15 protein-coding genes and 2 pseudogenes are annotated in these 12,570 nt (G+C 34.3%); 5 read left to right on the plus strand and 12 right to left on the minus strand.

Features of this window, described 5'->3' with window-relative positions:
- Positions 1–50 precede the first annotated feature (50 nt).
- Together EB239_RS03325 and EB239_RS03330 are read right to left on the minus strand one after the other, a co-directional pair.
- Positions 51–1,217 carry an aminotransferase class I/II-fold pyridoxal phosphate-dependent enzyme gene (locus EB239_RS03325; protein ID WP_003869050.1) on the minus strand — a complete coding sequence of 389 codons (1,167 nt, stop codon included), beginning with the start codon at positions 1,215–1,217 and terminating at the stop codon, positions 51–53.
- Positions 1,214–1,702, minus strand: a complete 489-nt coding sequence (locus EB239_RS03330; RefSeq protein WP_003869051.1) for an Lrp/AsnC family transcriptional regulator — start codon at positions 1,700–1,702, stop codon at positions 1,214–1,216. Before EB239_RS03330 ends, EB239_RS03325 begins: the two co-directional genes overlap by 4 nt.
- Before the next feature lie 215 nt (positions 1,703–1,917).
- Between EB239_RS03330 and EB239_RS03335 the strand changes: the two genes are divergently transcribed.
- From EB239_RS03335 to EB239_RS03350, 4 genes are read left to right on the plus strand one after another with little or no spacing between them, the layout of a single operon-like run.
- Positions 1,918–2,160: a FeoA family protein gene (locus EB239_RS03335; protein ID WP_003869052.1), complete on the plus strand. Its 243-nt coding sequence runs from the start codon at positions 1,918–1,920 to the stop codon at positions 2,158–2,160.
- 18 nt (positions 2,161–2,178) lie between these two features.
- On the plus strand, positions 2,179–4,149 hold the full coding sequence (feoB, locus tag EB239_RS03340) for a ferrous iron transport protein B (RefSeq protein ID WP_003869053.1): 1,971 nt from the start codon (positions 2,179–2,181) through the stop codon (positions 4,147–4,149).
- A gap of 31 nt (positions 4,150–4,180) precedes the next feature.
- Complete coding sequence (locus EB239_RS03345; protein ID WP_003869054.1) at positions 4,181–4,528, plus strand: nucleotidyltransferase domain-containing protein; 348 nt, start codon at positions 4,181–4,183, stop codon at positions 4,526–4,528.
- The gene (locus EB239_RS03350; RefSeq protein ID WP_003869055.1) at positions 4,512–4,916 is read left to right on the plus strand and encodes a HEPN domain-containing protein; all 405 of its coding nucleotides are present in this window, start codon (positions 4,512–4,514) and stop codon (positions 4,914–4,916) included. Before EB239_RS03345 ends, EB239_RS03350 begins: the two co-directional genes overlap by 17 nt.
- Before the next feature lie 25 nt (positions 4,917–4,941).
- Here the strand turns inward: EB239_RS03350 and EB239_RS03355 are convergent, their stop codons facing one another.
- Genes EB239_RS03355 through nikR form a run of 5 tightly spaced genes read right to left on the minus strand, consistent with a single transcriptional unit; the run spans position 4,942 to position 7,934 of the window.
- Positions 4,942–5,670, minus strand: a complete 729-nt coding sequence (locus tag EB239_RS03355) for an energy-coupling factor ABC transporter ATP-binding protein (RefSeq protein WP_003869056.1) — start codon at positions 5,668–5,670, stop codon at positions 4,942–4,944.
- An 11-nt stretch (positions 5,671–5,681) separates the two neighbouring features.
- Positions 5,682–6,497, minus strand: a complete 816-nt coding sequence (cbiQ, locus tag EB239_RS03360; RefSeq protein WP_003869057.1) for a cobalt ECF transporter T component CbiQ — start codon at positions 6,495–6,497, stop codon at positions 5,682–5,684.
- Entirely contained in the window at positions 6,490–6,807 is a 318-nt protein-coding gene (locus tag EB239_RS03365; RefSeq protein ID WP_003869058.1) for a PDGLE domain-containing protein, read from the minus strand. Before EB239_RS03365 ends, cbiQ begins: the two co-directional genes overlap by 8 nt.
- Positions 6,804–7,496: a cobalt transporter CbiM gene (gene cbiM / locus EB239_RS03370; protein ID WP_003869059.1), complete on the minus strand. Its 693-nt coding sequence runs from the start codon at positions 7,494–7,496 to the stop codon at positions 6,804–6,806. Before cbiM ends, EB239_RS03365 begins: the two co-directional genes overlap by 4 nt.
- Positions 7,497–7,508: 12 nt before the next feature.
- The gene (gene nikR, locus EB239_RS03375) at positions 7,509–7,934 is read right to left on the minus strand and encodes a nickel-responsive transcriptional regulator NikR (protein WP_129545086.1); all 426 of its coding nucleotides are present in this window, start codon (positions 7,932–7,934) and stop codon (positions 7,509–7,511) included.
- A 174-nt stretch (positions 7,935–8,108) separates the two neighbouring features.
- Here nikR and EB239_RS03380 point away from each other — a divergent pair, with 174 nt between their 5' ends.
- Positions 8,109–8,672, plus strand: a complete 564-nt coding sequence (locus EB239_RS03380; protein ID WP_003869061.1) for a PepSY domain-containing protein — start codon at positions 8,109–8,111, stop codon at positions 8,670–8,672.
- 170 nt (positions 8,673–8,842) lie between these two features.
- Here the strand turns inward: EB239_RS03380 and EB239_RS03385 are convergent.
- From EB239_RS03385 to EB239_RS03405, 5 genes and pseudogenes are all read right to left on the minus strand, one after another.
- Positions 8,843–9,211 (minus strand): annotated as a pseudogene (locus EB239_RS03385) (RNA-guided endonuclease TnpB family protein); the annotation flags it as partial.
- Positions 9,168–9,527 (minus strand): annotated as a pseudogene (locus EB239_RS03390) (recombinase family protein); the annotation flags it as partial. The pseudogenes EB239_RS03390 and EB239_RS03385, both read right to left, overlap by 44 nt.
- Positions 9,505–10,947, minus strand: coding sequence for an MFS transporter (locus tag EB239_RS03395; RefSeq protein WP_003869064.1), 1,443 nt, complete (start codon positions 10,945–10,947; stop codon positions 9,505–9,507). The gene EB239_RS03395 and the pseudogene EB239_RS03390, both read right to left, overlap by 23 nt.
- A gap of 15 nt (positions 10,948–10,962) precedes the next feature.
- A complete protein-coding gene (locus EB239_RS03400; protein WP_003869065.1) occupies positions 10,963–11,805 on the minus strand; it encodes an ABC transporter permease in 843 nt (280 codons plus the stop codon).
- Positions 11,762–12,562, minus strand: coding sequence for an ABC transporter ATP-binding protein (locus tag EB239_RS03405; RefSeq protein ID WP_003869066.1), 801 nt, complete (start codon positions 12,560–12,562; stop codon positions 11,762–11,764). Before EB239_RS03405 ends, EB239_RS03400 begins: the two co-directional genes overlap by 44 nt.
- Between the last annotated feature and the right edge of the window lie 8 nt (positions 12,563–12,570).

Here is a 12,570-nt window from a genome sequence, read left to right on the forward strand (position 1 = left end):
AATCCTTTCTTTTTTGAAATGAAGGGGGATTCCTTTTAGTTTTGATAGGACTACAATATTCTTTCAGCGAAGTGTTTTATTCTTTCAAGTGCTCTTGCTATTTTATCTATAGAATATGCGTATGATACACGAATAAATCCTTCACCGCTTGGGCCAAATGCGTCTCCTGGTACTACAGCTACTTTTTCTTCTTTTAAGAGTTTTTCACAAAATTCCTGTGAAGTCATACCCGTCTTTTTTATTGACGGGAAAATATAGAAAGCTCCTTTTGGCTCAAAGCAGTCAAAACCTATTTCGCGAAATCCGTTTACAATAAATTTCCTTCTCTTATCATATGTTTCTCTCATTTTTACTATGTCTTCTTCACATTGATATATACCCTTTATAGCTGCATATTGTGCTGTTATTGGAGCGCATATAGTTGTGTACTGATGGATTTTATTCATCGCTTCAATGAATCCGTGTTCTGCTGCAATATATCCAAGTCTCCAACCTGTCATGGCAAAAGCTTTAGAAAAACCGTTTATAAGTATTGTCCTTTCTTTCATGCCCGGAAGTGAGGCTATGCTTACGTGTCTTCCTTCATAAGTCAATTCACTATATATTTCATCAGAAATTACTATTAAATCATGCTCGATTATTATGTTTACAATTTCTTCTAATTCTTCTTTTTTCATGATAGCACCTGTAGGGTTATTGGGGTAAGGAAGAATTAATACCTTTGTTTTTGGGGTTATTTTTGATTTTAGGTCATCAGGGGTTAGTATAAAATTGTTTTTTTCGTCGGTAGGTACAAACACAGGGATACCTCTTGTCAGAGTTACACAGGGGGCATATGAAACATAGCTAGGTTCAGGAACTAAGACTTCGTCACCGTCATTTAAAAGAGCTCTGAGTGCCAAGTCGATAGCTTCACTGGCACCGATAGTTACCATAATTTCTTTTTCTGGGTCATAAGCTAAATTATAATGAGTCTTTAAAAAATAGGATATGGCGATTCTAAGTTCGGGCAAGCCTAAGTTTGAGGTGTATGTTGTGCTACCTCTATCTAGTGCGTCTATGCCTTCTTTTCTTATTTCCCATGGAGTTACAAAATCTGGTTCGCCAACTCCCAGTGATATTATGTCTTTTGAATTTGTCACAAGGTCAAAAAATTTTCTAATTCCGGACGGTGGTATGCTTTTTACTGCATTAGATATATATTTGTCTGTGTTCATGGTGTTACCACCAGTCTTTTGTCATTTTGTCCTTCTTCGTAAAAAACGCCGTCCTTTTTATATCTTTTTAATACAAAATGGGTTGTAGTGCTTAAGACTCCTTCAATAGGTGCAAGTCTTTCAGCTACAAATAATGCTATTTCTTTCATGGTTTTGCCTTCTACTTCCACAGAAAGGTCATAAGTTCCGGAAATTAAGGAAACTGATTTTACTTCTTCGTACTGGCATATTCTGTGGGCTACTCTGTTAAATCCATGTCCTTGCTGGGGTGCTACTCTCACATCTATGAGGGCAGTTATGACTTCCCGGTCAGTCTTTTCCCAATCCACTAAAGTAGTGTATTTTAACAACACTTTTTTGTCCTCAAGATTTTTTATTGTGTTTTTGACTTCTTCTTCACTAAGCCCTGTAATTGTTGCAATTTGTTTTTCTGTAAGACGACTGTTTTCGCACAAAAGGTCAATGATTTCCATAGATTTATCCATATTTCATCCACCCTCCTAAAAAGATATTTTATGCACATTATAATACAAAGATAGGCGTAATTCAATAATTTAATAAATTGAAGTATAAAATTTTAAATAAAAACGTTTGAAATTGAAGTAATACAAGATTGTTGGGTTGACAGATACATGTAAAGAATGTTACAATTTTTATAGGGATATTGATAATTATTTTCAATTATGGAGGCTGCATATAAATGGGAGAAAATACTATTATAAATCTTATAGAATTAAAGGAAAATCATGAAGGAGAGATTGTATTAATAAAAGCAGGAAGAGCAGCTACGCAAAGGTTAAATGAAATGGGACTTGTCCCGGGGACAAAAGTTAAGCTGGTTAGAAAAGGTCCTTTAAGGGGCCCTGTGGAATTGGAGGTCAGGAATTCTCACCTTGTGATTGGATATGGTCTTGCTTCAAAAATATATGTAAAAATCGTCTGACAGAAAGGGCGATATGCGATGAAAAACGAAATAGTCATAGCTTTGGCGGGAAATGCTAATGTAGGTAAAAGCGTCATATTTAATCAACTGACAGGTTTGACTCAGATAATTGGCAACTGGCCGGGAAAAACAGTCGAGAGGGCAGAAGGTGTACTGCGTTTTAAAGGCCGAACTATAAAAATTGTTGACCTTCCTGGTATTTATTCACTTTCTGCTTATTCTCAAGAGGAAATTGTTTCCCGTGAGTTTATAGCTTTTGAAAAACCAGATGTTGTAATAAATGTGGTGGATGCTTCTAATCTTGAGAGAAATTTGTTTTTTACAGTGCAGCTTTTAGAGCTTCACGTGCCTATGGTTATGGCTTTAAACCAAGTGGATTATGCCATTAAGAAGGGTATAGATATAAATGTAAAAAGGCTTGAAGAACTTTTAGGAATTCCTGTTGTTAAAACTATCGCTACAAAGGGGAAAGGTCTTGAAGAATTGATAGATAAGGTTTTGGAAATTGTTGATTCACATAAAGAAACGACTGTAAAAGAATATGACATAAAACAAGAAAAAATTCTCAAATACAGAAATGAAGTGAGCGAATATGTAATGAGAATTTATAACATCCTTTTAAAATATAATGTAGAAATTATAAATTTGTTTCATCCTCTTTGGATTTCTCTAAAACTTATAGAAGAAGATAGCGATATAATAGAAAAACTAAAAGGAGAGCCTAACGGGAAAAAAGCTTATGAAGAAATTCAAAAAGAATTAGAAGGTTTAAAGGCAAAGACAGATAGTCCTCTTGCAACTTTAGTTACAGCAGACAGATATGATATTGCTTCTTTTATCGCAAGCCAAACTGTATCAGAGATTCACCATAGAATTACTTGGACTGATTTGATTGACAATGTTGCTCTTCATAAAATATTGGGTTATATATCAATGTTTGCTATTGTCTTCATATCATTTTACGGCATATTTAAATTTGGAGAGTATTTTTCTGGTGTGTTGGAGAACTTTTTTGATGGCTTAAAACCTCTGGTATATAATTTGCATATGCCAAATATGTACAAAGACATTTTATGGAATGGTTTTGCTGAAGGACTTATTTCTGCTATAACCATCGTACTACCTTATATACTTCCATTTTATGTATTTTTATCAATACTTGAAAACACGGGCTACCTTGCAAGAATTGCATTTTTAATGGATGAAGTTATGCACAAAGTTGGGCTTCACGGTAAAGCTCTCATTCCAATGTTAATGGGATTTGGGTGTAATGTGCCAGCAGTACTGGGGACAAAAATTTTAGAAACTGATAGAGAGATATTTATTGCTTCTTTTATGTCAACTTTAGTTCCTTGTTCTGCAAGGATCGTGATAATTTTAGGAACAATAGGCGTTTTCATGGGGCCGCAATACGCGCTCTCTGTTTTTGCCTTAGATGTTTTGGTAGTTTATATAGCGGCGTATTTTGCAAATAAAATAGCGCCTGGAAAACCCTATGATTTGATAATGGAGCTTCCTGGCTACAGAATGCCCGCATTAAAACCTACATTAAAGCAAATATGGCTTAGGATAAAAGACTTTTTGTATGTAGCACTTCCCATAATTGTTGCGGGAAGTCTTGTGCTTGAAATATTTAAATATACAGGTATATTTAAATATGTGACTTATGTAACGGATCCTATTGTAGTAAAGTGGTTAGGATTGCCATCAATAGTAGGAATAGTATTGATTTTTGGGATTTTGAGAAAAGAGCTCACACTTATAATGCTTCTCACGCTGTCTGGGACAAGTCATATAACAGAGATTTTAAGCCCAAAGCAGATGATTGTTTTTGGGATAATTACAATGCTTTATATTCCATGTATTGCTACAATTGCGGCATTAAAAAGGACAATTGGCTGGAGAAAGACATGGTGGGTAGTTTTTGTTGACATTTTCGTTGCAATATTGGTAGGGGGAATATTAAATCAAATTCTTACTTTTATATAAATATGGTATAATGTGAATAGGTGATAAAATTATGCCATATATAATGCCTCAAAAAGAAAAAAGATTAAAAGTGTTGAGAGATGAGTTAGAAAAAGCTATTGATTCTATTATATCTTTAAATCCCGAAAAAGTGGTATTATTTGGTTCATTGGAAAGAGAAGATGTACATTTAAGAAGCGATATAGACCTTTTGATAATTTGGAAGACTGACCTGCCGTTTTTGGAAAGATTGCAAGTGTTTTATGATGCTATAAAGCCAAATGTTGCAATGGATATATTGGTTTATACTCCTGAAGAAATTGAAAAATTATATAGGAAAAATAAATTTATAGCAAAAGTATTAGATGAAGGGCGTGTATTATATGAAAAGAAGCAATGAAGAAGAAGCCAAGAGATGGCTTCAACAGGCCAAAAGAGACCTTGATGATGCGATTTTTTCAAAAGAGGGCCAGCGTTACAACTTAGCTTGCTTTTTATCGCAACAAGCCGCAGAAAAAGCAATAAAAGCTTATCTATACAGTCAAGGTGCAGAATTCGTTTGGGGGCATTCTGTTGCTGAACTAATAAATGATGCCACTCAATTTGACAAAAGTTTTGTTGAAATAAAAAAAGAAGGGGGTTCATTAGATAAGTATTATATTCCGACACGTTATCCAAATGGACTCCCCGGTGGAATTCCTTCAGAGGCTTTTATAGAAGAGGATGCTATTTCAGCTATTAATAAGGCAACAAAAATAATAAAATTTGTAGAAGAAAAAATAGAGTAGGGGATAAAACCTACTCTTATTTTTATTAAATAAGATTAACTTTAAGCAGTAACTCCTCGTCTTTAAGAATTTTATCAGGTTTGCCTATTGTTTCTATTGTGTGATTTTCGTTTAACACTATTATCCTGTCAGAAAACTTTGCGGCCATATCAAGGTCATGTGTTGCGATTACTATTGTGATACCATTTTTATTTAATTCTTCTAATTTTTCCAAAAGCCATCTTTTTGACCGTGGGTCAAGGCCATTTGTAGGTTCGTCAAGAAGCAGAACTTCAGGATTTATTACCATGACTGACGCTAATGCGACTTTTTTCTTTTCTCCGCCGCTTAATCTGTGGGGTGGTCTATCTTTTAACTTATAAATTCCAAAAGAATTAAGTGCTTCTTCTACAATTTTTTGAACTTCGTCTTGTTTAAAACCCAATTGAAGTGGGGCAAAGGCTACTTCATCAAAAACGGTAGTGTTAAAAAGTTGTACATCAGAATCCTGAAACACAAAGCCTACTTTTTTTCTAAATTCGTATTCATCAAAAGTTTTTTTATCCCCCAGCAATTTGCCAAATGCCCATATTTCACCTTTATCCGGATAAATTAAATTGTCCATCAATTTTAAAAGAGTGGATTTTCCACTGCCATTTGCACCGAGAAGAATTAACTTTTCTCCTTTTTTTACTTCAAAACTTATGTCAATTAAAGCAGGAACTGCCTTGTTATAAGAGTAATAGACATTTTTTAATTCAAATACTATGTTCAATTTACACCTCCTTATGGGTGGATATACCACAAGATGGATAAAAAAGTTATATTAAAACCTATCCATATATAATCATAAAAAGTTATTTTAAAAGTAGTTATTGTTTTGTATTCTCCTTTGTAACCCCGCGAAACCATAGCATTGTAAACATCATCACTCAGTTGTTGAGACCTTATCAAAACATTTGCCATAGCAGAAGCGACAAATTTTCTTCCTTCACTACTATCACTTTTCCCGACATTTCTGCTTTTTCTTGCGAGGAACATGTTTATAGCAATTTCTAAAAGCAAAAAGATATAACGTAAGGCCATTTCAAGTGTAGCAGTAAAAATGCGGGGAAGCTTAAAAGCTCTCAATGCTTTTAATATTTCTACCCATTTTGTTGATAGAGCTAATATATACACAAAAGATAAAGATATAAATGACCTCATCATAAAAACAATGGCACTTTCTAATCCTTCTTTTGTTATATAAAAATTTTTTGTGAAATATACTAAAGCCTGTCCTTCTTTTACTACATTAAAAAGTGAAGGTATCAGGACAATACCTGTAAAAAATATTGAGACTGCTGATACCCTCACAACATATGCTTTTAAAGGTATTTTAGAAAAATAAGCCAATAAAAGTGCATAAATAAGAAATATGGTCATAAAAGGTATTGTCTTTCCAAAATTGACTATAATGATTAATATAAAAACAGAGACAAGTTTTATTCTCGTATCAAGAGACTGCATAATACCTTTCTTAGCAGAAATTGTGTCAGAATAAAACATATCTTCAAATGCATTTTGTATACTTAAGATTGTCTTTTCTAAAAAATTATCCATTTTTCTTCTGGGGTTTCCCCATAATCCTCCCTAATATTGCAAATATCAATACAATAGCTGCAATTCCTACAACTGCTGAAAAAATATAACCTAAAGCTTGTTGGAAGAAATTAGCATCAAATCCTGGTATACTGTAATCGGGTAATATTGCTTTTATAACTTCTGAGAATCGGTTCATTCCCTCGGGAACATATCCTATCATACTTTTAATTTCATCAAGGCCCCATTCTCCCCAAGCAGAACCAGGAGCTAAAAGCCCGAGAGGAGTGAGAAGTATTATAACTATAGCTGCAATGTAGAATTTTTTCATCTATTATCACCTCTAAGCCTATATGAGAATTTATATAATATATTTTCTTCGTCTACTTTTTGTAAATAATATACTACAAGGCCTGTTATAACAGCTTCTACAATACCAGCTACAGTAAGATGAGCAAACATCATTGCAGGTATTGCTACGTTTAATCCATAGGGAAAGTATAGTGGTGTTCCATTTGCTGTATGAAAAAGCAATGGTTGAAGTCCAAGTTCTATTGCTGTGGCAAGAGCTGCAGCATTTATTCCTACATATCCCCCTATAGCAGATGATATGACTTTGTTTAATTTAAAAGACACCAGGAGTTTATAAACTCCGTATCCAACAAAAGGAGCTATAAAAGCTATATTAAAGCTATTTGTTCCTAAAGCTAAAATCCCTCCGTCACCGAAAAGCAATGCTTGAATAAATAAGGCTATCGTAAGAGATATACTTGCTGCCCACGGTCCTAAAGTAATTGCAAGAAGAGTTGCACCAACGGCATGGGCAGTTGTACCTCCTGGTATTGGCACGTTAAACATCATTATTGTAAAGGCAAAAGCTGACCCTATTGCCAAGGCAGAGATGTTTTTTTTGTCAAAATTTTCATTGACTTTTTTTCCTGCAACCGCAATGACTGGTACCATAGCAGCACCCATAACGGCGCAGGTTTGAGGACTTAAATATCCTTCTGGTATGTGCATAAAAATTCCCCCTTACAAATTTTCCCCTGTTGTTGTCATTACCAGTTTTCCATGCTTTACTCCTTTTGTGCTTATTATTTCATCTGCAATTTTTGTAATTTCCTTTGCAGTGCCTTTTACTACCATTACTTCGAGGCAATTATGCTTATCCAAGTGTACGTGCATTGTTGAGATTATGTTTTGATAATGTTTGTGTTGGATGTCTGTTAGTTTGTCACTTATTTCTCTAACCTCATGATTAAAAACATAAGTAATTGTTCCAATAGTTTCAACATTTTCTGCTTCCCATTGGTTTTCCACTATGAAATCTCTTATCAAATCTCTTATTGCTTCAGATCTGTTGTTGTAATTTTTTTCTTTAATCAATTCATCAAATTGTTGAAGTAGTTTTGATTCCATTGAAACTCCAAAACGTATTATTTCTTCCAGATATATCACTCTCCTTAAATAGTGTTATCTTCTTAAAAATAATAACACTATTTTATATGAGAGTCAATTTAAAAATTAATTTTAGTTTAATTTTCAATTAATATTGCTTTAATGTTGGGATTATAAAATAAACTTGAAAGTTGATGGTGAACGTCAACAAAAATAAAAGAAAGGGTGGTTTAAATGAACAAAAAATTATTAGCTTATGTCGTTACAGGAGCAATGGCTTTAGGGTTAACAGGAGGTGCAGCTTATCAAGGGATTGCAAAGGCTCAGACTAATACGCCTCCAACGGTGACATCTACAACATCATCAACACAAGACCAACAGAACATAAATGAGCAACAACCAGTATATCAAGGGTCAATAAAAGTTGCCAATCCACAAGACAATGTAAAAGACAATGAAAAGAATATAAAAGACAATGAAGCGCAAGAAAGCGCGAAGTTGGCTTCTCTTGCAAAGATAACTCCTGATGAGGCAAAAGCTGCAGCATTGAAAGTTGTACCAGGTACAGTGACAAAAGTAAGTCTTGACAACGAAAATGGATATCTTGTATACAGCGTAGAAGTAAAGACTGCTAATGGAGTAGTAGATGTAAAAGTTGATGCAGGTAATGGTACAGTTTTAGCGCAAGATAAAGATCAAGACAATGAAAAACATGAAAAAGAAAAGACTGGCGAAGTTGAAAAAGCAAATGCTCCTGACAACGACACTGTACAACTTGAGCAGCAGGGAGAAAACTAACTAAAAAAGAGGCGGTTTCGCCTCTTTTTTAGTTGAGTACATTCCTTACTTCTGAAGGACCTACAGGTTATGAATAGTGTTTAAAGTATCAAAAACTATTCAAAATTTTATTAAACACTATTCTTTGTTAGGCTATACTCACCCTAACCGGGTGTAACCCCACACCATCTAAATATAGCAATACTTTTTCCATTTTCCTTTCTATATTTTGGTAGTTTAGGTCTACCATTAAACTTCTTTTTATCCTTTTCCCATTCTTTCATTGCTCTAAAAAATGACTTCCAATTTCTATCAAGAAGTCTTAGAGTCTGCTGTGCTGTCTGTGCAGGCAGTTTTTTATAAGTCTCGTGTTCTTTTAATATTCTATTGAGCTTTCTGTATCTTATCCATTTATTGTTTTTTATAAACTCCTGTCTTATGATGTAGTTAGCATAATTGTATAAGTTTTTCGCTGCAAAGCATATTTCATCACAATAATTCCACAATTCGTGATTTCTATTTATCTGTATTCTCTCCACTCTCTTGACTATTATCTTCAAACACCTCACTTTCTAAAAGTTTTTTTATCTTTTGAACTTTTTTCTTGCTGTAGAATTTCATACTATAACAGTGCAACAAACTTATAATTTCTTCAATTATTTCTCGAGAATCAAGCTTCTCATTTCCAACTTCGGATACAACAACTATTTCAGTGTTAAATTTTCTAAATAAATGTTTAAACAACTCAAATCCTACTCTACTTAACCTGTCTTTGTAGGCTATAACAACTCTCTCTACCTTACCTGTAAGAACATCATCAAGCATTTTAAAAAATCCATTTCTTTTTTCAAAGCTAATTCCACTTGCCATATTCTGATTTCCATTGGGGCTGTGGTCCTCTTAAATATGATATAAAAGCTGCAACCAAGCTTATTACAAAAGATATTCCAAAAGTAGCTTTTAAACCTTTTATAAATTGTGCAACTGCTATTCCTTTTGACCCAACTTGGGTGCCTACAAAAAGTGCTTGTAAAGCCTCAGGGCTTATGCTTGAAGAAATTATTCCCATGGCCAAAGCTATACTTATTACTGTACCAGCATTGTTCATCATTGTCCTTACTCCTGCCGCTATTCCCCTTTTATCAGCAGGAACGTTACTCATTATGGCATTGGTATTGGGAGATATAAATAGCCCAGAGCCAAAACCCATGATAGACATCCACAGTATTAACTTTGTAATTGAGGTTGTAGCACTTATTCCCATAAAACCTATAAGTCCTACCGCAGATATAAGTAACCCTATACTGCTTAACTCTCGTGAACCATACATATCGGACAGCCAACCGCTAATTGGAGAAATTATCATCATTGCAAGAGCAAACGGTGTCAATAAAATACCTGCAGTCAATGGATCCATTGCTTTGATACCCTGCAAATAAAAGATCAAAAGAAAAGTAACTGCTCCTCTTGCTATTCCATTCAAGAGATTACTCGTATATGCAAAAGCTAATATTCTCGTTTTAAAGAGATTCAAATCAAGCATTGGCTGTTCAACAGCATTTTCAATATAAATAAATAAAACAAACAAAGCTATTGCGACAACAAAGAGAGTAACAATGTGTGGATTGTCCCATCCTGCAAACCCTCCAAAGGATAAAGCGATTAAAAGTATTATCATAGCAGTAGTAAATACTAAAGTACCACTGTAATCAAATTTTTGATGTTCAGGAAGAGCCTCTATTTCTCTGAGTTGTAGTGCTGCCCACAATGTACCAATAATCCCAAATGGCACATTGATATAGAATATGCTTCTCCAGCCAAATTTAAGCAAAAATCCTCCTAAAATAGGTCCTACGACGTTTGCAATGCTTATAACCATGCTGTTTATGCCTAAAGCTTTGCCTAATTCTTTTTTGGGAAAAGCATCTGTTACAATCACTGTGCTGTTAGCCATCATTAAAGCTCCGCCGATGGATTGGATAATCCTAAATAAAAGCAATTGAATACCTGAGTTCGACATGCCAGATAATAATGAACTAATAGTAAATATTGCAAAGCCAGTAACATATAATTTTTTCCTTCCAATCATATCTGCGATTCTACCTATCGTCGGTACAAGTATTGTAATAGAAAGCATATAACTCATAACAACCCACATGATTATAGTTATATCCGCATGTAAAGCCTTCATAATATCAGGTAAAGCAATTAAAAGCATGCTTCCATTAAGTACAGAAAAAAGAGCACCTATTGTAGTGCATGAAAGTGCAATCCATTTGTACTCCAATTTTTTCACAGTATGCATCTCCTTTCATATAACGATTCTTGGATATAGTAGTGCAGCGCACAATTGCAAAATAACAGTTATAAATATAATTATTAACCAATCCAAGTTTGCATTAAGTATAGGACTATTTAATAAATACCCTCTTAAAAGTTCTACAACATAACTTAAAGGATTTACTTTTGCTACTATTTGTAACCAATGAGGCATAATCTTAATAGGATAAATTGCATTGCTGGCAAAGAAAAGAGGCATTGTTATTACCTGCCCTATGCCCATAAATCTTTCTCTTGTTTTTACTATAGCTGCAATAGCCATGGATAAAGATGAAAAGATGATAGCCCCAAAAACTATAGTAATTACACTCATTAATATGTTAACAATATTCCAATATAATTTTATCCCTATTAACAAGGATAAAAATAGTATAATCACCACTTGGCTTATTGACCTTACACTGGCTCCTAAAGCTTTCCCAGTAACAAATGCAAAACGAGATACCGGCAGGGCAATCAGCTTTTGAAGAATTCCCTGGTCTTTATCCCAAATAATGCTAAGTCCATAAAAAATTGATATAAACATCATAGACTGTGCCAAAATTCCTGGAGTCATAAATGTCTGATAATTAACATTTCCTGTTGGAATAGCCCGCACTTTGGAAAAAGCTTGGCCAAAAACTAACAGCCATAAAGCTGGTTGAACTGCACGAGTAAAAAGTTCAGTTGGGTCATGGTGTAATTTTCTTATTTCCATCTCAGCAATAGTAAAAGAATTAGCTATATAGGCTATAAATTTTGATAAAATAGAAAGACTATGTAGTTTTTCGTCAGTTAAAGCGTTGAATGCGTCTTCTGACTTGTCGCATTTCATTGAAGCTTCCCCCGCTTTCCAGTCGATTTCCGGTAAAAAATGTAAAAGCATCTTCTAAAGTAACTTCTTTATTTCCCGTCATAACCTTTAATTCTTCAGGTGTACCAAGAGCAACTATACTGCCTTTATTCATAATAGCTACCCTGTCGCACATGGTTTCTGCTTCTTCCATATAATGAGTTGTTATTAAAATTGTAAGTCCAGTTTCTTTCCTAAGCACATCAAGAACTTCCCAAACGTTACGTCTAGCAACTGGGTCAAGGCCAACTGTCGGTTCATCAAGGACTAATAATTTAGGCCTGTGTATTAATGCCTGGCCGATTTCCAGCTTCCTAACCATACCACCAGAGTACTCTTTGACAACCCTGTTTGCTGCTTCCTTTAAATTTAATATTTCAAGGATGTAATTAATTCTTTCTTCCCTCTCTTTTTTAGATAAGCGCAATAATTTTGCGATAAACAAAAGATTTTCATATCCTGTCAAGGTTGAATCGGCTGATAAAGCTTGAGGGACATATCCTATTAATTTGCGTACATAAGCTCCATTCTTAGCTATATTTATTCCTTCTATTTTGATTTCACCTGATGTTGGAGGTAAAAGTGTAGTTATCATACGAATTGTAGTTGTTTTTCCTGCCCCATTAGGTCCCAATAAGCCAAAAACTTCTCCTTCGTTTATGGTAAAACTTATACCTGCAACCGCTTCATACTTTCCAAAAAACTTCCTTAGATTTTTAACTTCAACAGAAAAAGGCATATAAACAC

It is taken from the genome of Thermoanaerobacter ethanolicus JW 200 (assembly GCF_003722315.1).
Lineage (GTDB): Bacteria > Bacillota > Thermoanaerobacteria > Thermoanaerobacterales > Thermoanaerobacteraceae > Thermoanaerobacter > Thermoanaerobacter ethanolicus.